We start from the raw sequence: 19,992 nt of genomic DNA on the forward strand, positions 1-19,992 counted from the left end.
TAGTAAGGGGGTGTGAGCCTACGGGGGTCGGTCGACCGTGTTACTTGTCGACGTCCGGCCGTTTCGATACGTCCGGTCCGGCAATCGCTTCGGTGATCACTTCCGAGGGCGCGATCGAATCCGAGTGCGGGCCACCGACGTGCTGCTCGGCGCGGATGCGTTCGACCATGTGCGGATAGTGCAGCTCGAACGCCGGCCGCTCGGAGCGGATCCGGGGCATCTCGATGAAATTGTGCCGCGGGGGTGGGCAACTGGTCGCCCACTCGAGGGAGTTACCGAAGCCCCAGGGGTCGTCGACGGTGACCACTTCGCCGTAGCGGTAGCTCTTGAACACGTTCCAGATGAACGGCAGCGTCGAGGCCCCGAGGACGAACGATCCCACGGTCGAGATCTGGTTGAGGGTGGTGAATCCGTCGGACGGGAGGTAGTCGGCGTAGCGGCGCGGCATTCCTTGGGCGCCGAGCCAGTGCTGGACGAGGAAGGTGGCGTGGAAGCCGAGGAACGTCAGCCAGAAGTGCCACTTGCCCAGTCGTTCGTCGAGCATGCGGCCGGTCATCTTGGGGAACCAGAAGTAGATGCCGGCGTAGGTCGCGAACACGACCGTTCCGAACACGACGTAGTGGAAGTGCGCGACGACGAAGTAGGTGTCGGTGACGTTGAAGTCGATGGGCGGGCTCGCCAGGAGCACTCCGGACAGTCCACCGAAGACGAACGTGATCAGGAATCCGATGGAGAAGAGCATGGGGGATTCGAGGGTGACCTGGCCGCGCCACATGGTGCCGATCCAGTTGAAGATCTTCACCCCGGTCGGCACGGCGATGAGGAAGGTCATGAACGAGAAGAACGGCAGCAGCACGGCACCGGTGGCGTACATGTGGTGCGCCCACACCGCGATGGACAGGGCGGCGATGCCGACGGTGGCGTAGATCAACCCCTTGTACCCGAAGATGGGTTTGCGGGAGAAGACCGGGAAGATCTCCGAGACGATTCCGAAGAACGGTAGCGCGATGATGTAGACCTCGGGGTGTCCGAAGAACCAGAACAGGTGCTGCCAGAGCAACGCTCCGCCGTTGGCGGGATCGAAGATGTGGGTGCCGAGTTTACGGTCGGCGAGCAGGCCCATCAGTGCTGCGGTCAGCAGTGGGAACGCCAGCAGGATCAAGATCGAGGTCACCAGGATGTTCCAGGTGAAGATCGGTAGCCGGAACATCGTCATTCCCGGTGCGCGCAGGCACACCACGGTGGTGACCATGTTGACCCCGCCCAGGATGGTGCCCAGGCCGGCGACGAGCAGGCCCACGATCCACAGGTCGGATCCGATACCGGGGGAGTAGACGGCGCTGCTCAACGGGGTGTACGCGGTCCAGCCGAAGTCTGCGGCACCGCCGGGGCTGATGAAACCTGCGGTGGTGACCAGTGCGCCGAACAGGTACAGCCAGTAGGAGAAGGCATTGAGCCGGGGGAAGGCGACATCGGGTGCGCCGATCTGCAGCGGCAGGATGTAGTTGCCGAAGCCGAAGACGATCGGGGTGGCGTAGAGCAGCAGCATGATCGTGCCGTGCATGGTGAAGAGCTGGTTGTACTGCTCGTTGGAGAGGAACTGCATTCCCGGGACCGCGAGCTCGGAGCGCATGATCAACGCCATCAGGCCACCGACGAGAAAGAACCCGAACGAGGTCACCAAGTACATCAGTCCGATGACCTTCGGATCGGTGGTGGTGACCATCGTGTGCAGGAACGACCCCTTGCGGGCCCCGCGGGGTGGATAGGGGCGAACCGCCGGCGCAGCCGGAGGAGATGTCAGCGCCGTCATGGAACCACCTTCGTGTCGCACGCGAATTACAGGACGCGTCCGCCAGTGTAACCCAAATACTATGCAGCATAGTATTTGGGGTTGTTCAGATCAGCAGGACCGCGCACGCTGCGGCGGAGACCGCGCTGAGCGAGACGACGGCCAACACGGCCGGCACGACGAGGGGCAGCACGGCGGCGGCAGCATAAGCGCCCGCTCGGGTTCGGCTCGGTGTTTGCGCGCTCGTGTCGAGGTGATGCAACCGCTCGGTGGTCGAGTCCCCGATCAGGCCCAGTGCCCACAGTGGCCGCGCAGAATGCGCCTGCGAGACCGTCGACAATGCCGAACGTACAGTGTCGGCGCTGGTGACTGCGGCCGCGGACCGGTCGGCTGCGACCTCGACCAGGACCCGTACCGCCGCGGGTGCCGCGGCGAAGAGGGGAACGCGAGGAAGCGCTTTGGCCAGGATCTCGCAGATGTTGACGATGCGGTGATGGCGCCCGCGCAGGTGGGCACGTTCGTGTGCGATCACTGCTCGCTGTTGTTCGGGATCGAGATGGGCGAGCAGGCCTTCGGTGGCCACGACGTAGCCGGGGCGACCGTCGATGCTGTAGGCCAGCGGGAGTGGGTGGTCGAGCCACATGATCGGTTCGGGTCCGGGGTCCGTGCGCGCCACGACGGCGATGACATCGCGGTGATAGTCGCGGACTTTGGACCGCGCTCGAAGCTGACGGCGAGTCGAGCGCAGGACGCGCGCCGATGCCGACGCCGCGAGGACGACCGATGCCCCGGCGACCGCTTCCCCGATCCACGGCTGGGCCGCGTGTTGCAGCGAGCCCAGGCAGCGGACGGCGAGTTCGACCATGCCCTCGGCCGGCGCATGGCCGGGCCAGAGCAACACCGCCACCGCGGATCCCACGAGAAACAGCACCCCGGCGATGCTGCCGATCCAAGCGGTCAAGGCGAGAGAGGGGCCGACGGTGCGGGTGAGTGAGGTCAGCAGCGGCGGCATGGCAACGGCCACCAGGGTCGCGGCGAGGAGTAATGCCAGTGCGACGATCACCGGTTCGCGTCCGGCAGGTTCCCCCGCAGGGCGTCCAGTTCGTCGTCGGTGACGGTTTTCGCGAAATGCATCAGCACGGCGGCCGAGTCGGTGCTGGTGTCGAGGATTTCGCGCAGCGCTTGCGAGGTGGCCTCGGCCCGAGATTGCACGGGCGAGTAGAGATAGGCGCGTGACTGCTTGGTCCGCTCGACCCACCCCTTCTCGTGGAGATGGGTCACGACGGTCAGGATCGTGGTGTAGGCGGGGTTTCTGTCGGCCATGCGTTCACGCAGGTCGTGGACCGACTGCGGTCGATCACATTGCCAGAGCACGTTCATCACCTCCGCTTCGAGATCACCGAGCCTTTTCATCGCCAGTTCTTCTTTCCTCGTCGTGTCAGGTGATATCGACTCCGCGTGCCGACAGCCACGCCGTCGGGTCGGACTTGGCACCGTCGGGTTGCCACACTTCGTAATGCAGGTGGGGTCCGGTGGATTGGCCTCGGTTGCCTACCGTAGCAATGAGCTCGCCGGCTTTCACGCGTTGACCGGCGGTGACGAGCGCCTGGTCTATGTGGCCGTACACCCCGATCGTGCCGTCGTCCTGACGAATACGCACCCACAGGCCGAACCCTTGCGCCGGCCCTGCTTCGATGACCTCACCGTCGGTCACCGATACGATCGGCGTCCCGATCGTATTGGCGATGTCGAGTCCGTAATGCGTTGTCCCCCAACGCGGCCCAGAACTGGAGGTCAATGTGCCCGACACCGGCACCACCGAGAGCGGGCGCCGCGCCTCGGCATCGCGTGCGGCGCGCTCCGCCGCCCGAACTCCCCCCTCGGCGAGTTGCTCGGTCATGCGCTGCGCGAGCCGGCCGACATCGAGATCGGGCATTTGCAACACCTGCGGGGGTGAGGCGACGACCGGGCTCGGCGGCAGGACGCCGGCGGGAGGGCTATCGATACTCGCAGCGCTGAGCGCCACACTGTCCTGCGACCCGGTGTTCGGAGACGTCGCTGCCGCGGACAGAAAGGCACCGACCGCGACCGACGCAGCGATGGCGCGGCCACCCGGCTTCGGCACCCGGCGGCGATGAAGTCCGCGGCGAGCACGTCGCGACACGGCCTGCACTACATCGCGGCCACCGTCGCCGTGTGTCGTCTCGTCCGGACCGGCCACGTGCACCCACATCGACGCGGCAGTGTCCGCGGCCGCGGTGTCCCAGGCGGCGCTGACCGCGTGAGCGGGTACATCCGGTGCGGGCGTCTGCGCCGAAGGCGTGTGCTCGTCCTGCGACCGATTGTCGGAGTACACGGTCTCGGCGGGCGACTCGGTCACGAAACGCGAGGGTGCGAACCCGGCGTGTCGATGACGGGGGTGATCGATGAGCGCCGTCGGCCTGTTGCCGACGGGCATCGAGACCGCGACGCCGGGTGCCGGCGCTGCGTAGTCGTCGTCGATCGGATCGGGTGTGCGGTGTCGGGCCAAGATCACAATCCTTGGTGGCTACGAGGCCGTGGCCTCGCTCGAGATAACGAAATGGTGACGGTCAGGCCACAGGTTACTACTATCGAGCATAGTTTTTCCATCCCACTCGACCCGGATTCGTCCGTACCGCTGGTCACGGTCCTCGGAGGACATCCCGCCGGGCTACGACATCCCGCCGGGCTACGACATCCCGCCGGGCTACGACATCCGCACCGGAACAGGGCTGGGCGTTTCGGGTATCAGGGGTGATCGCGCCGAGAGGACAGGCCACCGAGCATGGTGTTGTACGCCTCGAGTTCGGTATCACCTTGATCGTCGACTCGGCGGTCTCGTTGCCGTGCCGCGCTCTCGTCGGCCGCCGACCACCGGACCGCGGCGAGAACCGCGGCAGCGAGCAACGGCAACTCCCCGATGCCCCACGCCAGAGTGCCGCCGCGCCGCTGGTCGGCCAGCAGGTCTGCGTTCCAGTCCAGACGCAGTCCGCTGTAGAAGCTCGCTCCGAGCGCGGTCTCGAGATCGATCGTCACGACGAGGAAGAATGCGAACCCGGCCAATGCGGTGATACTCGCGAGCAACTTCGTCAGTCCCGCGATCGGTCTCGGTACCGGGTCTTCGCCGACCGTGCCCCAGAACATCACCATCCCGACGGTCAGGAACCAGCCCTTCATCACCATGTGTGCCACATGCGAGTCGGCGACGGTGTCGAACAGTCCGCCGGGGTAGAGCAGGTAGAAGCTGCTCAGGAACACCGTGGTGCTGACCCACGGGTGTATCGCGATCCGGGCTGCTCGGCTCTGCCATGCAGCCCGGAGCCATTCGCGCGAGCCCGGTGCTTCGGCGGCCGACGCGGTCGGCAGGACCGAGGCGAACAAGGTTGCCGGTCGGCCGAGGACCAACAGCAACGGCACGGCGACGGCGACCGCGGTCAGTCCCGCCATGTGCACGCTGAACATCGCCGGGCTGTAGAACCCGACCCCGGACGAGGTCGCCACGAGCAGCACCGCAGTACCCGCCAACCAGCTCGCTGTCCACCGCCGCCGCCATGACAGGCCTGCCCGCCGACGGCGCCGCACGGCCACCAGATACAGGACGGCCGCGATCACCGCCGCGGAGCCGAACACCAGGTCGAAACGCCACTCGAACGCCAACCGCGCAGCGGTGGGCGGGCCGTCCAACACGTAGCCCAAGGCCTCTTCGTGCGCCTGGGGCAGCGAGGTGTCCTGCGGCGGGGGCGGGGGAGTGCGGCCCAGTGCGACCGCCAGGCCCACGGTGGTGACGAGAACGAGGGTCTCGATCATCGACAACGTGATCAGGGATCTGCGCCTCGCGGGGTCGTGAGCCAGAGCGCGGACCGTTCGTCGTCGCTGTATCCACCCGAGGGTCCCCACGATCGCCAGAGCTGCGATCTTCGCCAGTATCAGAGCGCCGTACGTCGAATCCCACAGCGACGTCACGGGCACTCGCACGGCAGCGTTGACCACTCCGGAGACCGCCATGATCACGAACGCGACCAGAGCGAGCGTCGAGTAGCGGCGGGTCGCGACGGCAAGGTGCCCACCTCCGCGCAGCGCATGAGCGAGAAGTGCGAGGAGTCCGCCCACCCACAGCGCGGCAGCGAGGATGTGCAGGATCAACGAGTTCGTCGCGATGTCGTGATTGCCGCCGGTCGAGGAGTGGCCGGTGACCGCGCGCGGGATCAACGCGAGCATCGACAGGGCGAACAAGGCGGGGGTCCATCGATGCCGCAACACCGCCGCGCATGCTGCGGCGGTGATCGCCGCGACCGCAGAGGTGATGGCCCATGCAGTGGAGGCCTCGACATCGCCGATCGCACCGAGGAACTGCACCGGTTGCGCTGCAACGGATCCGACAGGTTGACCCGAGGCGTCCGAGAGTGTCAGCGGCACCAACGCCGCCGCGCACACCGCCCACACTGCGGAGGCCTTCGCCGCGGTGCGGACGGCTACGTACCCGTCGATGTCGAGCACACCCGACCTCTGAGGCGGAACGAGAAATGCCGCGAGGAGCAGCGACCCCGCCGCCACGACGGCAGCCACCTCGCCGATCGCGGTCAGTGCCGGGATCCCGTACGTGGTGATCGGGCCCGGATCGGGCAGACCCAACAGCACGAGCGCTTGCGACGTCGACATCGCTGCGAGCAGTGCAGCGACCACCGCGGCAATCGCTGCGCACAGCACCATCACCTGCGATCCGGAGCGTCGATCCACTGCGCCGCGGGTCGAATGGGCCGCTTCGGTGGCCATGGTGTGCGCCTCTTCCCGGTGGATCGTGTTTCCGGCATGGGCGCGAGGCAGTCCGACCTGCGCCGACAATGAACTACTACGAATGATAGTTGTACGAGTCCGGGCAGCCACCGCCGGATGATCCTTCAACACTTGCATGTATGCGCATATCGCAATATGTTGTCGTTCTGCGGATCTGACACGACGAAGGAGCAACGATGGGGCACGGACATGGCCACGGGATAGAGCCGGGTTCACCGGCCAGCGCGTCCGGTAAGCACCTCGGGCGACTGTGGATCGCTGTCGGTCTGGGGGCGGTCACCCTGGTGACGCAGGTCGTCGTCGGCCTGTCCACCTCGTCGCTGGCGTTGCTCTCCGATTCCGCACACGTGTTCACCGACGTGTTCGGGGTGCTGATGGCGATCGTGGCGATCACACTCGCACAGCGACGATCGACCAAGGCTGCCCGCACGTTCGGGCTCTACCGAGCCGAGGTGTTCGCCGCATTGTTCAATGCACTTCTGCTGTTCGGTGTGGCCGGTTGGATTCTCTACGAAGCCGCGCAACGCATCACGAATCCGCCCGAGGTCCCCGGCGTCCCGGTGATGGCGGTGGCCACCCTCGGGCTCGTGATGAACCTCATCGCGTTCGTCCTGCTGCGCAGCGGCGCCAAGGACAGCCTCAATGTTCGGGGTGCGTATCTCGAGGTGATGGCGGACATGCTCGGCTCGATCGGCGTACTGGTCAGCGGACTGGTCACCGTCCTGTTCGGGTGGCGGTACGCCGACCCGGTCATCGCGGTCGCCATCGGCGTGTTCGTCCTGCCACGCGCGTTCAACCTGGGCCGTCACGCCGTACGAATTCTGCTGCAACATGCTCCGGCGGGCATTGATGTCGCCGCCGTGGAAAGGGCCCTGACCGATGTCGACGATGTCGAAGAGGTGCACGATCTGCACATATGGACACTGACGTCGGGGATGGAGGTCGCGTCGGCGCATCTGACGGTCGCCCCGGAGGCCGAGACACCGCGGGTGCTCGCTGCAGCGCAGCAGGTTCTCCGCAACGAGTTCGGTCTCGAACACGCCACTGTGCAGGTCGAACCCCGGGAAGGCGAAGGCCGGTGCCGAGAGGTCAATTGGTAGGCAGGTCTCGACCCGGTGCGCGATCGGCACGCTGTGCTGTCGTCGACACGGCAGCGATGTACCGAACCGGCACCCGTCGGGTGGGGGCACAGAGTGGGTCCTCGAGTGCCGCACATCGGCCCGGTCGAGACCGTTCACCCCGAACCCGTCCACCTCGCATGTTCGCGCCCGGTGATGGATCAGTCGACGGTGAGGGTATCGACGGTTCTGGTCACGGCACGGTTCGGCAGTGGCTCGGTGGCGGGGCTGCGCATGACCGCCCCGTCGGTGATCGAGAACGCACTGTTGTGGCAGGGGCACTCGATCGTGCCGTTGCGAACTCGGTTCACTGTGCACCCTCGGTGAGAACAGATAGCCGAGAAGGCCCGGAAGATACCGGGTTCCGGTTGGGTGACGACGACCTGCCGGTCGGCGAGCACGATTCCACCGCCGACAGGAACATCGTTCACCGACAAGGTGACGGGACCGTCGGAAGCGGTGTCCTCACCGGACGGGGCTTCGCCGACGCTGCATCCGGCGGCAGTCAGGCACGCTGTAGCGCAGCTCGTAGCGAGAAAAATACGGCGCGGTAGCGCCGGGATGTCCTCGCTCATACAGCAGGCTCCCCTCGGTACGCCTCGGTGAGCGAGAGGCGACGATCGCGTGTCGGTGGTTGTAGTCGACTATGTTTCGAGCAGTTCCGGTGTCGATCACCCTCACTGTTCGAGCGGATCAGCATGATTGTCCTGTCGCGAATGTATGTGCACTGCAGGGCATTCGATTCGAACGCCGAGATATCTCATGCACGTTCACGATCCGGCGCTGTCGGGCACTGCGGGCAGAGGGGCAACCCTTGTGCCCTCTCGCGTGCCAGTGCCGCCCCGATCATCAGCACCACCCCGCAGGTGATGTAGATGTCGGCGAGGTTGAATGTCGGCCACCAACCGGTGTGAAAGTAGTCCGTGACCGCACCGTCGACAAGCCGGTCCAGAACGTTGGACAGCGCGCCGGCGAGGATCAACGCCAGCGCCACCGTGGTCCACTGCTCCCCGTGCCGAGCGCTGTGCCATCCGTAGGCCGCGACCCCGGCGGTGATCGTCGCCGTGACCGACACGATCACCCATAGGGGCAGCGAATTGCCCAGACTGAAGGCCATTCCGCGGTTGAAGGCGAGCCGCAATTCGAGGATCGGTAGTGGGATCGGAGAGCCGACCAATGCTTCTTGCGCCCAGTAGTCGACGGTCAGCGCGGTAGCGACCAATGTCAGCACGAGAGTCACTGCGTAAGCACGCAGCCGCGTGGGAGACGTGGTGGGCGAGCGGTTCACGGATCCTCGTTCTCGGGTGTGTATCTCGGACAGGTGCTGGGTGTCGACGGAAGGGGATCGGTCACCGCCGCAGAGTTGCCATCACATAAAATACTATGCACCATAGTAGTTGATGAACGGCAGAGGCTCCTCCGGTACCGGCTGCACGCGCGTGCCGTCATGAGATCGGCTCCCGGCATCGAGCCCGGGCCTCGACCTCTCGTCTACGACCCGAGCCGGGCGCGGTGGGTGACCGGCAGCAACGGAGTCCGCGCGTGGATCCGGCTCCTCGCCGCCGCCTCATCCGGGCTGATGTTGTATGCCACATTCCCGCCCATCGATCTGTGGTTTCTCGCTCCGGTAGCACTTGCAATGCTGCTGTTGGCTGTGCGCGGGCGAGGGGCGCGTGCGGGGGCCGGCTACGGCTTCGTCGCCGGCTCGGCGTTCTTCGTGCCTCTGCTGCCGTGGGTGGGGGAGTACGTCGGATCGGTGCCGTGGCTGGCGCTGTCCGTCGTTCAAGCACTCTTCGTGGCACTGTTCGGTGCGGTAGCGGATCGGATGTCCCGACTGCCGTGGGCGCCGGTCTGGGTGGCGAGCGCCTGGGTGGCGATGGAAGCGGCACGATCTCGGGTCCCGTTCGGCGGCTTCCCTTGGGGCCGCATCGCATTCGGTCAATCCGACGGGCCGCTGCTGCCTCTGGCTGCGGTGATCGGCGCGCCGGGGTTGTCGTTCGTCGTGGTGCTGATCGGGTCCGCTCTGGCCGGCGTCGTTGCCTCCGGTCGCATCACCCGCAGAACTGCAGCAGCGTCGTGCATCGGTGTGGCCACTGCTGTAGGGGCGCTCACGGTGGTGGCTCCACTGTTCGCTCCGCCGCAGCAGGACACGGTCACCGTCGCCTTGGTGCAAGGCAACGTCCCGCGTCTCGGTCTCGACTTCAACGCCCAACGACGCGCGGTTCTCGACAACCATGTTCAGCGCACCATCGAGCTCGCCGCCGACATCGACTCCGGCCGCGTACGCGCACCCGACCTGGTCATCTGGCCGGAGAACTCCTCCGACATCGATCCCCTGCGCAACCCCGACGCCGCCGCACGTATCGACGCCGCGGCCCGCGCCGTCGGAGTCCCCGTACTCGTCGGCACGGTTCTCCGCCGAGACGACGGCACCACGAGCAACACCTCGATCGTGTGGGATCCCGTCACCGGGCCCGGGCAGAGGCACGACAAGCGGCAACTGGTGCCGTTCGGGGAGTACCTGCCGATGCGCACGATCGTCACCGCACTCTCTCCCTATGCCGCCCAGGCAGGAAACTTCACCCCGGGCCAGGGCAACGGCGTCCTCGACCTCGCCGGAGTGCACGTCGCGGTGGCCACCTGCTACGAGGTCGCCTTCGACTCGTTGCTCACCGACTCCGTGCGCGCCGGTGCCCAGCTGATCGCAGTGCCCACCAACAACGCCACTTTCGGTCGGACGAACATGACCTATCAACAACTCGCCATGTCGCGGGTACGAGCGGTCGAACACGGGCGCAGCGTCGTCGTGTCGGCCACCAGCGGCGTCAGCGCCGTCATCGATGCACGCGGGGAGGTCGTCGAGCGCACGGAGCTGTTCACCCCCGCAGCTGTCGTCACCGAGGTGTCACTGAGCACCACCCTCACCCCGGCGACGATCACCGGCAGCGTTCCGGAATGGATTGCCGCCACCGGCGCTGGTGCAGCACTGGCGTTCTCGCTGCTGCGCCGACCACGCTCCATCACACCGAACCCCGCAAACTACTATGTCGCGTAGTATTTAGATGGTGGTCGGTGAAGGGCGTGCGGAGATGACGATCGACGAACACCCCCGTGCGCACTCGCCGGGACTGGTGCGCAGAACAGTGGCGATGCTGCGCAACCGGTGGCGACAACTGACGTCGATGCGGACAGCGTTGGTGCTGCTGTTCCTCCTCGCCGCCGCAGCTGTCCCCGGCGCTTTGCTGCCGCAGCGCAATCTCAATACCCAGGCCGTCGATTCTTTCATTGCCGCGCGTCCGGTTCTCGGGCCGGTGATGGACACGCTGGAATTGTTCGACGTGTTCGCGAGTTCCTGGTTCACCGCGATCTACGTCCTGTTGTTCGTGTCGCTGATCGGCTGTCTGACTCCCCGGTTGATCGAGCACGGCAAAGCTCTTCGCGCACAACCTGTTCGAGTACCGCGAAACCTCACTCGACTACCGTTGCATCATTCGGGCACCCTCGCCGGTGACCCCGAGAAGGTGATCGCCGACATCGCGCGGCACTTGAAAGGGTGGCGTACCGCCGTTCGACCCGAGCCCGATGGGGCACTGACTCTCTCGGCGGAGAAGGGCTACACCCGCGAGGCCGGGAACCTGCTGTTTCACTTCTCGCTGATCGGTCTGCTCGCGGCCATCGCGATCGGCAAACTGTTCGGCTACGAAGGCTCGGTCATCGTCATCGCCGACAACGGGCCCGGTTTCTGCAACACCTCGCCCGCGATCTACGACTCCTTTCGCGCCGGCAACAGCACCGACGGCACCGGACTCGAGCCGTTCTGTATCCGGGTCAGAGATTTCACCGCCGACTACCTCGAGAACGGTCAGGCCGAGATGTTCACCTCGAACATCTCCTACCAGAGCGCCGACGACATCGCCGCCGACACCTGGCGCGACTATCAACTCAAAGTCAACGAACCCCTCCGGCTCGGCGACGAACGCATCTACCTCACCGGACACGGCTACGCCCCCGAGTTCACCGTCACCTTCCCCGACGGCCAGACCCGCACCGAAGCGCTGCAGTTCCGCCCCGACGACGCCACCACGTTCCTCAGCAGCGGCGCGCTGCGATTCGACCCACCCGGGGGGACCTACGCCACCGCCGAGGAGCGCCGCCGAGGGCAGATCGCCATCGAAGGACTCTTCGCGCCCACCGCGCAATTCAACGGCAACCTGCTCTCCTCCCGCTTCCCGGAACTGGTCGATCCCGCGGTGGCAGTGGACATCTACAAAGGCGACACCGGTCTCGACACCGGCATCCCGCAGTCGATCTTCTCCCTGGACCAGGAGATGATCAACCAGGGCCGGCTGGTCAAGCAGGACCGGGTCAACCTGCGGCCCGGAGAATCGACGACCCTCTCCGACGGCACCGTCGTCCGGTTCGACGGTGCCAAGGAATTCGCGAACCTCCAGGTCGGATACGACCCCGCGCAGCGGTGGGTGCTCGTGTTCGCGGTCACGATGATGACCGGACTACTGGTGTCCCTGGTCATCACACGTCGCCGTGTCTGGTTCCGGGTCCACCCCGGCGAGCGCGGTCTCTCGCCAGTGGACATGGGTGGCCTGGCTCGCACCGATCACGCCGGCTGGGGACCGGAATTCCAGACCCTTCGGTTGAAGATCTGGCCGCACACGCAGAGCCCGTCCGAGAACCACGACAGAGAAACGGTGTAGCACCATGCCGATCGACGACACCCTCGCCCGGTGGAGCGACATCAGCTTCGAGACCGCCTTCGTGGTCTATCTCCTCGCCGCGATCGCATTCCTCGCACAGCTCGCAACGACCCGTAGCGCGGAACTGCACAATACGGAGCGACTTCGTGCTCGGATCATTGCTGCCACGTCGACGACGCCCGGACGCATTCCCGACGCACCCCGGCGAGTTCCATCCGAACGTTTCGGGCGTAGCGGACTCGGGCTGGTGATGGTGGCACTGACCCTGCATATCGGGTCGATCATCCTTCGCGGGATCGCCACCGGCAGGCCGCCGTGGGGCAACATGTACGAATTCGTCTCGGTCACCTGCGCAGCAGGTGTAGTCGCTGCACTGGTGGTGCTGCGCTCGACGCAGCTACGCACCCTGTGGTTGTTCGTTCTGGTGCCGACGTTGATCCTGCTGTTCGTCGCCGGCACCGTGCTGTACGCCGACGCAGCACCGGTGGTACCGGCACTGCAGTCGTACTGGCTGCCGGTGCACGTCTCCATCGTCTCGCTCGGCAGCGGGGTGTTCCTGATCTCCGGGGTTGCGAGCATACTGTTCCTGATCCGCATGAAGCATCCCGAGGACTCGGGCAGCCGCGTGAGCCGGATCGCAGCCCGCCTGCCCTCCGCGCAGACACTGGACATCGTGGCCTACAAGACCACGATCTTCGCCTTCCCGCTCTTCGGCGTCGGCGTCATCCTCGGCGCTATCTGGGCCGAAGCCGCGTGGGGCCGGTTCTGGGGCTGGGATCCGAAAGAAACGGTCTCCTTCATCACCTGGATCGTCTACGCCTCCTACCTGCACGCCCGCGCCACCAGCGGGTGGCGCAACACCCGCGCAGCATGGATCAACATCGCCGGATTCGTGGCGATGCTGTTCAATCTGTTCATCATCAACATGGTCGTCTCCGGCCTGCACTCCTACGCAGGCCTGAACTGATGACCGCTATCTGCCTCTCAGCGCGTCCGTACGGTCCTGCGGAATGGGCATCGGCGACATCGGTCCCGCCTCGACCCGGCCGGTGTTACCGGCCGGGTATCGCCCCGACCACGATCCTGGAGCAGCGATCACGATCCGGATCACCTGACCCCAGGATTCGCGCCGATCATGTTCTACCGCCGCAGCTTTCACCATCGCGGCGTGGTTGAGAGCATGCAATCACGGATAGTGCTGCGAGAGGATGTGTGTTCGTTCGAGGTGGTGCCAGCGCACCTCTGTTGTCGATGCCGCTGCTGCTGGGGTCATGTCGATCCCGTAGAGCCTGCATGCAGTCCGATCACCGCCCGCAGGTCTCTACCTTCCCTGACCGAGTTCGCTTCGCGCGGGAGTCGATGTGCAGCAGGTACATCCATCCGAGCACCCGGAGCTGCTGCCGTCGTCTGCTCCGATCGCCGAGGGTGACGGTGCGGTGGTGGCGGCCAGTAGGTTCCCAGATGCGAGAGGCGCAGCGTTCCTCGGCGTCGGGGCCGGAGCGCAGCAGGCATCCTCGAAGGCCGCTGCGGGTGCGATCGTGACATTGAGGGCACCGGATGCCGTAGGCGGTGGGACGAACCCGTCCAACGGTGTGGTGCGGGCGGCACGAATCGCATTGGCGATCACCAGGACTTCGGCGAGTTCGTGGACGAGCACCACAGTCGCCAAACCGAGGACGCCGGTGGCAGCCAGTGGGACGAGCACGCCGATGATCGCGATCGACAGGGCGATGTTCTGGACCATGATGCCGCGGGCATGCCGAGCGTGGGCCAGCACCTGCGGTAGATGCCGGAGGTCTTCCCCCATGAGGGCAACATCGGCGGTCTCGATGGCAACGTCGGTTCCCATTGCGCCCATGGCGATACCGACATCTGCGGTCGCCAAGGCGGGAGCGTCGTTGATGCCGTCGCCGACCATGGCAATCTTGCGTCCGGCCGCGATGTCGGCGAGCAGGGCCGCTTTGTCCTCGGGCAGTAGTTCGGCGTGGACGGCGGTGATACCCGCCTGGGTCGCCAGGGCCTGCGCAGTGAGTGCGTTGTCGCCGGTGAGCATCGCAGTGTCGATACCGAGCGCGGTGAGTTGGCGGACAGCCTCGGCGGCCTCGGGCCGCAGTTCGTCGCGGACGGCGATCGCAGCGATCAGGACTCCGGCGCGTTCGACGAGAACGACTGTGGCACCGCTGCTTTGGAGACGAGCGACGTCGGCGCGGAACTCCTCGGAGCTGGGGTGGGTGTCGAACCAGCTCGGTTTCCCGAGCCTGATCGCGGCTCCGTCGAGGGTGCCGGTCAGGCCGTGTCCGGCGATGGCAGTGACATCATCGGCTGCCGCGACGGTCGATACGGAAGCGAGGATGGCGCGGGCGAGTGGATGCTCGCTGCGCGCTTCGAGCGCAGCAGCAACGGCCAGCGCGGCGTCGCGGCCGATTCCCGCAGCGGTGACGACGTCGACGACCTCCGGTCGTCCTGCGGTGAGGGTGCCGGTCTTGTCCACGGCGACGACGCGGATGCGGCCCAGCTCTTCTACTGCTGCACCGCCTTTGATCAATGCCCCGTTGCGGCTCGCAGCCCCGATCGCCGCCACCACCGACAGCGGCACCGAGATGGCCAACGCGCACGGTGATGCCGCGACCAGGACCACCAGTGCGCGTTCGAGCCACAACATGGGGTCACCGAGCACCGCACCGACGCCGGCGACGAGGGCGGCGAGAATCATGATCGAAGGCACGAGGGGACGTGCGATCCGGTCCGCGAGCCGCTGGCCGGCCCCTTTGCGGTCCTGGGCCTGTTCGACGATGCGGACGATGCGCGCAAGCGAACTCTCCGATGCCGGCGCGGTGACGGTGATCTCGATGGCTCCGCCGCCGTTGATGGCACCGGCATGCACCTCGTCGCCGACACCGGCTTCGATGGGCACGGACTCGCCGGTGATCGCGGACACGTCCAGATTCGTCGAACCGCGTGCGATGGTGCCGTCCGTGGCAGCTCGCTCGCCCGGTCGCAGCACCATGGTGTCCCCGATCACGACATCGTCGGGGGGCAGGGCCTGCTCGGTTCCACCGCGCAGGACCGACACTGTCGGCGGCACCAAGGACAGAAGTGCGCGTAGTCCGCGGCGGGTCTTGGTGACCGCGTACTCCTCGAGTCCCTCGGCGACGGAAAACAGGATGCCGAGCATCGCGGCCTCGGGGATCTGGCCCAATGCGATGGCACCGAGGAGCGCGATCGTCATCAGCGTGCCGACACCGATGCGGCCGTGTCGCAGATTTCTCACCGTCGCGGGAACGAAGGTGACGGCCGCGATCGCGGCAGCGATCAGACCGCCGACGGTCGCGACCGCATCGGCACCCGTTCGACCGAGCAACCACGATGCGGCGAGGATGATCGCGGCTACCGATGCGAGTTGCAGCTCGCGGACCTGCCACAACCTCTGGGGTACGTCGGTCGGAGCCGGACCTGCCGTGCCCGTACCGTCGGCGGCCGGTTCGGTGGTCGGCGCAGCGGGGGTCGGTCCGCAGCACGCGTCAGCCATGATCGACCCCGGTGAGATCAGCGGTGGCCGAGGCGGTGGCCAGTGGCTCGGTCAGTATCGAGAGCAGTCGGGCGCCGCGATCGGTGAGCGAATACATGACCAACTTTCCCTCTCTGTTCGATGTGACGGCGTCCGCGGCTTTGAGTTTGCGGAGATGGTGGGAGACCAGCTTCTGGCTCTGTCCCACGATCCACGCAACATCGCAGCCGCACATCTGCCCGCCGGCGTTCAACGCGAGCGCGATGGTCAGTCGGGTGGGGTCACCGAAAGCTCGGGCAGCGTCGGCGACCGGTTCGATATCGCCGAGAGCAGGCAAGGCTGCGCGCACCCTCTCGGCGTGAGGGAGGTCCATACACAACAGATCGCACGAGTCCAAAGGTTCCAAGGCCATGGGCACAATCTAACAATCATGCGATCGTCAGGGAAGACCTTTCGGTCGACGTTCGTACGATTGTTAGTCTCACAACGGGTCGAAACGCCCATATCGGGCCCGTTGATCAGTCCGAACGAGTCGAGAAGGTAGTTGTATGAGCCGAGCGTTGAAGATTTCCCTGTCCCTGGTGGTCGTGTTCGCCGCCGCGTTGGCTGTATTTCTGGTGGTGGACCGATCGGGCACGCCGGATGCTGCCGCCGCCGAGCAGGCCGCCGCCGACCCTGCCTCGATCGCGGTGCGCGAGAACAGTCATCGGTTGAACTCGGTGCCCGACGGCCGGGTCACGTTCGTGGAGTTCCTCGACTTCGAGTGCGAGGCCTGCCGGTCTGTCTACCCAGCGATCGAACAATTGCGTGAGGAGTACGGCGACCGGGTGAGCTTCGTGGCCCGCTACTTTCCCATCGCCTCGCACTTCAATGCCGAACGCGCCGCACGCGCTGTCGAAGCCGCAGCACAGCAGGGCGGCTTCGAGGACATGTATCAGCGCATGTACGAGACGCAGGCGCAGTGGGGCGAACAGCAGGTTCCGCAGGACGAGTTGTTTCGGAGCTTCGCCGTCGAGCAAGGACTCGACATGAGCGCCTTCGATGCCGCTTACACCGACCCTGCGACGCTCGAACGCATCGAGGCCGACGTCGCCGACGGGATCGCGCTCGGCGTCCAGGGCACCCCGACGTTCTTCCTCAACGGCACCAAGATCGAACCCACCACCTACGGAGACCTCACCGATGCCCTCGACGCTGCACTCGGCTGACCGCGCAGCCGCTCTCACCCGACGCAGCGGACCGTTCGCCCGAAGCCTGCCCTGGCTGCTGCTGGTAGGAGGCGTGATCGGACTGGCCGCCGCGTTCGTACTCACGGTAGAGAAGTTCGCCCTTGCGCTCGATCCCGCCTACGCCCCGACCTGCAGTATCAATCCGGTACTCAACTGCGGATCGGTGATGGACACCCCGCAGGCGTCTGCGTTCGGATTTCCCAATTCCCTTCTCGGGATCGCGGGCTTCGCCGTCGTGGCGGCAGTGGGTGCCGCCCTGCTCGCCGGAGCCGTGTTCGCGCAGTGGTTCTGGAGTGCACTGCAGGTCGGTGTCACTGCTGCTGCGGTCTTCGTGCACTGGCTGATCGTGCAGAGCCTCTACGACATCGGCGCGCTGTGCCCGTACTGCATGGCGGTGTGGGCGGTCACCGTACCGATCTTCTGGTACGTCACGCTGCGCAACCTCGACCGCGGGGCTCCGAGTGCGGGCCGGCGGCAGTGGGCGGGAGTGTTGATGCGCAATCACTCGATTGCGCTGACCGTGTGGTTTCTCGTCCTCATCGCCCTGATCGCGCAGCGTTTCTGGTCGTACTGGTCCACGCTCCTATGATCCGCGACGTACCGTTCGCCCCTCTGCCGATCTCTCGAGAAAGAAGGTCACGGCGATGACGCGCGGCTGGTCGATCGTCATGCTCGTCGTTGTCGTTGCATCGATCGTCGCACTGTGGCCCCGCTCCGGTGGCGTCGAGGGCGGCCCATCCGACGTCATCGCCAACAATGTCGCGCCGGTCGGACCCGAACCCACACTGTCCCGCCCGCCGGATGACGCGGCACGAGCAACAGCGCTACCGCTGTGTCCGCAGCCGGTGCCACACGAAGGTGGGCCGCTGGCGGGAGTGATGGCGCGCTGCATCGGCAGTGCCGACGATGTCGATCTCGTCGACGTTCTCGGCAGCGAGGTGACGCTGATCAACCTGTGGGCATCCTGGTGCGGCCCGTGCCGCACCGAGATGCCCGTAGTCGATGCCTACGCCGCAGAACCCGACGCGATCCCAGTCATCGGAATCAACGTCGAGGACCGACCCGCGGACGCGGCCGCGCTGCTCACGCAACTGGGCATCCGCTATCCGAACTACATCGACGGCGGCAGCGTCCAGGACGCGCTCTCGGCACCGCCGGTCCTTCCCCTGAGTTTTCTCGTCCGCCCGGACGGAACGATCGAGCGCATCACCGACCCGACAGTGTTCGAGACGACAGACCAGATCCGCACTGCAATAAAGGACTTCACCTCATGACACGTTTCCTACCCGTGTGGGTCGGTACTCGACGACAAGGCGGCACGCCCACCGCGGCAATCGGATCGATTCTTGCCGTCGTACTACTGATCTCCGGATGCTCCGCTGGTGCCGACGCTGCACCGTCCGGCGGGAGCTTCGACTTCGTCGCGCCCGGTGGCCGAACCGACATCGTCTACGACCCTCCCGAAACACGCGGAACCATAGGCGAGCTCGCCGGCCCCGATCTGATGGAGGAGGGCAAGACGACCGCTCTGGCGGACTACGACGGAAAGGTCGTCGTGATCAATCTCTGGGGTCAATGGTGTGGCCCCTGCCGCGGCGAAGCCGACGACCTCGAAGAGGTCTACGAGGCCACCCGTGAGCGCGGTGTGCAGTTCCTCGGTATCAATGTCCGAGATCCGCAGAAGGACAAAGCGCAGGACTTCGTGGTCGACAACAACGTCACTTACCCTTCGATCTACGACCCCTCGATGCGGACGCTGATCGCCCTCGGCGGGAACTATCCGACCAGCGTCATTCCCTCGACGCTGGTACTCGATCGCCAGCACCGGGTGGCCGCGGTCTTCATGCGAGCCCTGCTCACCGAAGACCTGCTTCCCGTCGTCGAACGGATAGCCGCGGAATGACGACTCTTCTCGCCCAAGACATCGGGTCGACGTTCCAGAACGCGGCATCGAGTGGGCCCCTACTGCTGGCGATCGCGGCATGCATGCTCGCCGGGTTGGTCTCGTTCGCCTCACCGTGCGTGGTGCCGCTGGTGCCGGGATACCTGTCCTACCTGGCAGGCATCGCCGGCGCCGACGCCCAATCAGCCCGCGACGCCCAATCAGCCCGCGGCACCCAATCGGCCTGCGAGGCTCAGTCAGCCGATGCCCGGACACCCAGCACCGCGACCGCCGGTACGTCGTCGACGGGTCTCGTGAATCGCTGGCGTGTGGCCGGTGCAGCGTCGTTGTTCGTCGCCGGGTTCACCATCGTCTTCGTCCTCGCCACAGCCTCGGTCTTCGGAGTCATCGGCACCTTGCGCATCAACGAGCAAGTACTCCAACGCGTGGGCGGGGTCATCACGATCATCATGGGTGCGGCGTTCATCGGGTTGATACCCGCACTGCAACGCGACACCCGATTCGCACCCCGGCAGATCTCGTCCCTTGCAGGAGCGCCGCTGCTCGGTGGGGTGTTCGCGCTCGGCTGGACGCCGTGCCTGGGTCCGACCCTTGCCGGCGTGCTGTCCGTGGCGGCAGGCACCGAAGGTGCAACCGCAGCCCGCGGGGTCACTCTCATCGTCGCGTACTGCCTGGGACTCGGCCTACCGTTCGTCGTTCTTGCGTTCGGTTCGAGTTCGGCGATGCGCGGTGTGGGGTGGCTTCGGAGGAACTCTCAGAGGATCAAGGTGGCGGGCGGTGTCATCATGATCGCCGTCGGCATCGCACTGCTGACCGGGGTGTGGGGGTTGTTCATCGCCTGGATCCGCAACGAATTCGTCAGTGCAGTGATCCTGCCCATCTGATCGTGATGTCGCCGAACCGCCACGCCGCATT

The 19,992-nt window shown here is 65.9% G+C and carries 18 protein-coding genes and 1 pseudogene; 9 read left to right on the top strand and 10 right to left on the bottom strand.

The features are described from left to right. Positions 1-40: 40 nt before the first annotated feature. From ctaD to VF34_RS04735, 5 genes are all read right to left on the bottom strand, one after another. Positions 41-1,813 carry an aa3-type cytochrome oxidase subunit I gene (gene ctaD, locus VF34_RS04715; protein ID WP_072692203.1) on the bottom strand — a complete coding sequence of 591 codons (1,773 nt, stop codon included), beginning with the start codon at positions 1,811-1,813 and terminating at the stop codon, positions 41-43. Between the two features lie 85 nt (positions 1,814-1,898). Next, positions 1,899-2,855: a M56 family metallopeptidase gene (locus tag VF34_RS04720; RefSeq protein WP_008720986.1), complete on the bottom strand. Its 957-nt coding sequence runs from the start codon at positions 2,853-2,855 to the stop codon at positions 1,899-1,901. Further along, complete coding sequence (locus VF34_RS04725; RefSeq protein ID WP_027494220.1) at positions 2,852-3,205, bottom strand: BlaI/MecI/CopY family transcriptional regulator; 354 nt, start codon at positions 3,203-3,205, stop codon at positions 2,852-2,854. The genes VF34_RS04720 and VF34_RS04725 overlap by 4 nt, the downstream gene beginning before the upstream one ends. Positions 3,206-3,230: 25 nt before the next feature. After that, positions 3,231-4,025, bottom strand: a complete 795-nt coding sequence (locus VF34_RS24245) for a M23 family metallopeptidase (RefSeq protein WP_080733228.1) — start codon at positions 4,023-4,025, stop codon at positions 3,231-3,233. Positions 4,026-4,561: 536 nt separating this feature from the next. Further along, on the bottom strand, positions 4,562-6,586 hold the full coding sequence (locus VF34_RS04735; RefSeq protein WP_032373357.1) for a bifunctional copper resistance protein CopD/cytochrome c oxidase assembly protein: 2,025 nt from the start codon (positions 6,584-6,586) through the stop codon (positions 4,562-4,564). Between the two features lie 197 nt (positions 6,587-6,783). Here VF34_RS04735 and VF34_RS04740 point away from each other — a divergent pair, with 197 nt between their 5' ends. After that, complete coding sequence (locus VF34_RS04740) at positions 6,784-7,707, top strand: cation diffusion facilitator family transporter (RefSeq protein WP_008720942.1); 924 nt, start codon at positions 6,784-6,786, stop codon at positions 7,705-7,707. A gap of 179 nt (positions 7,708-7,886) precedes the next feature. Here VF34_RS04740 and VF34_RS04745 read toward each other — a convergent pair whose 3' ends face one another. Further along, positions 7,887-8,300 (bottom strand): Rieske (2Fe-2S) protein, encoded by a 414-nt coding sequence (locus VF34_RS04745; protein WP_008720941.1) that lies wholly within the window; start codon positions 8,298-8,300, stop codon positions 7,887-7,889. 185 nt (positions 8,301-8,485) lie between these two features. Next, positions 8,486-9,013 carry a signal peptidase II gene (gene lspA / locus VF34_RS04750; protein WP_052061206.1) on the bottom strand — a complete coding sequence of 176 codons (528 nt, stop codon included), beginning with the start codon at positions 9,011-9,013 and terminating at the stop codon, positions 8,486-8,488. A 291-nt stretch (positions 9,014-9,304) separates the two neighbouring features. Here lspA and lnt point away from each other — a divergent pair, with 291 nt between their 5' ends. Genes lnt through ccsB form a run of 3 tightly spaced genes read left to right on the top strand, consistent with a single transcriptional unit; the run spans position 9,305 to position 13,404 of the window. After that, entirely contained in the window at positions 9,305-10,780 is a 1,476-nt protein-coding gene (gene lnt / locus VF34_RS04755; protein WP_231578201.1) for an apolipoprotein N-acyltransferase, read from the top strand. A gap of 34 nt (positions 10,781-10,814) precedes the next feature. Next, positions 10,815-12,437 carry a cytochrome c biogenesis protein ResB gene (gene resB, locus VF34_RS04760; RefSeq protein WP_045841170.1) on the top strand — a complete coding sequence of 541 codons (1,623 nt, stop codon included), beginning with the start codon at positions 10,815-10,817 and terminating at the stop codon, positions 12,435-12,437. A 4-nt stretch (positions 12,438-12,441) separates the two neighbouring features. Further along, entirely contained in the window at positions 12,442-13,404 is a 963-nt protein-coding gene (gene ccsB, locus VF34_RS04765) for a c-type cytochrome biogenesis protein CcsB (RefSeq protein ID WP_032373342.1), read from the top strand. Between the two features lie 6 nt (positions 13,405-13,410). On the opposite strand, the pseudogene VF34_RS24545 reads toward ccsB, so the two are convergent. From VF34_RS24545 to VF34_RS04775, 3 genes and pseudogenes are all read right to left on the bottom strand, one after another. Then, positions 13,411-13,710 (bottom strand): annotated as a pseudogene (locus tag VF34_RS24545) (DUF3703 domain-containing protein). 48 nt (positions 13,711-13,758) lie between these two features. Beyond that, positions 13,759-15,966, bottom strand: coding sequence for a heavy metal translocating P-type ATPase (locus tag VF34_RS04770; protein ID WP_032373341.1), 2,208 nt, complete (start codon positions 15,964-15,966; stop codon positions 13,759-13,761). Next, on the bottom strand, positions 15,959-16,357 hold the full coding sequence (locus VF34_RS04775; protein WP_032373340.1) for an ArsR/SmtB family transcription factor: 399 nt from the start codon (positions 16,355-16,357) through the stop codon (positions 15,959-15,961). The genes VF34_RS04770 and VF34_RS04775 overlap by 8 nt, the downstream gene beginning before the upstream one ends. Before the next feature lie 136 nt (positions 16,358-16,493). Between VF34_RS04775 and VF34_RS04780 the strand changes: the two genes are divergently transcribed. Genes VF34_RS04780 through VF34_RS04800 form a run of 5 tightly spaced genes read left to right on the top strand, consistent with a single transcriptional unit; the run spans position 16,494 to position 19,961 of the window. Then, the gene (locus VF34_RS04780; RefSeq protein WP_008720127.1) at positions 16,494-17,153 is read left to right on the top strand and encodes a DsbA family protein; all 660 of its coding nucleotides are present in this window, start codon (positions 16,494-16,496) and stop codon (positions 17,151-17,153) included. Next, entirely contained in the window at positions 17,128-17,763 is a 636-nt protein-coding gene (locus tag VF34_RS04785; RefSeq protein ID WP_008720128.1) for a vitamin K epoxide reductase family protein, read from the top strand. Before VF34_RS04780 ends, VF34_RS04785 begins: the two co-directional genes overlap by 26 nt. A gap of 55 nt (positions 17,764-17,818) precedes the next feature. Beyond that, the gene (locus VF34_RS04790) at positions 17,819-18,448 is read left to right on the top strand and encodes a TlpA family protein disulfide reductase (RefSeq protein ID WP_008720130.1); all 630 of its coding nucleotides are present in this window, start codon (positions 17,819-17,821) and stop codon (positions 18,446-18,448) included. Continuing rightward, positions 18,445-19,077: a TlpA disulfide reductase family protein gene (locus VF34_RS04795; RefSeq protein WP_080733221.1), complete on the top strand. Its 633-nt coding sequence runs from the start codon at positions 18,445-18,447 to the stop codon at positions 19,075-19,077. The genes VF34_RS04790 and VF34_RS04795 overlap by 4 nt, the downstream gene beginning before the upstream one ends. Further along, entirely contained in the window at positions 19,074-19,961 is an 888-nt protein-coding gene (locus VF34_RS04800; protein WP_032373339.1) for a cytochrome c biogenesis CcdA family protein, read from the top strand. Before VF34_RS04795 ends, VF34_RS04800 begins: the two co-directional genes overlap by 4 nt. Positions 19,962-19,992: the final 31 nt, after the last annotated feature.

It is taken from the genome of Rhodococcus sp. PML026 (assembly GCF_000963615.1).
Lineage (GTDB): Bacteria > Actinomycetota > Actinomycetes > Mycobacteriales > Mycobacteriaceae > Rhodococcoides > Rhodococcoides fascians.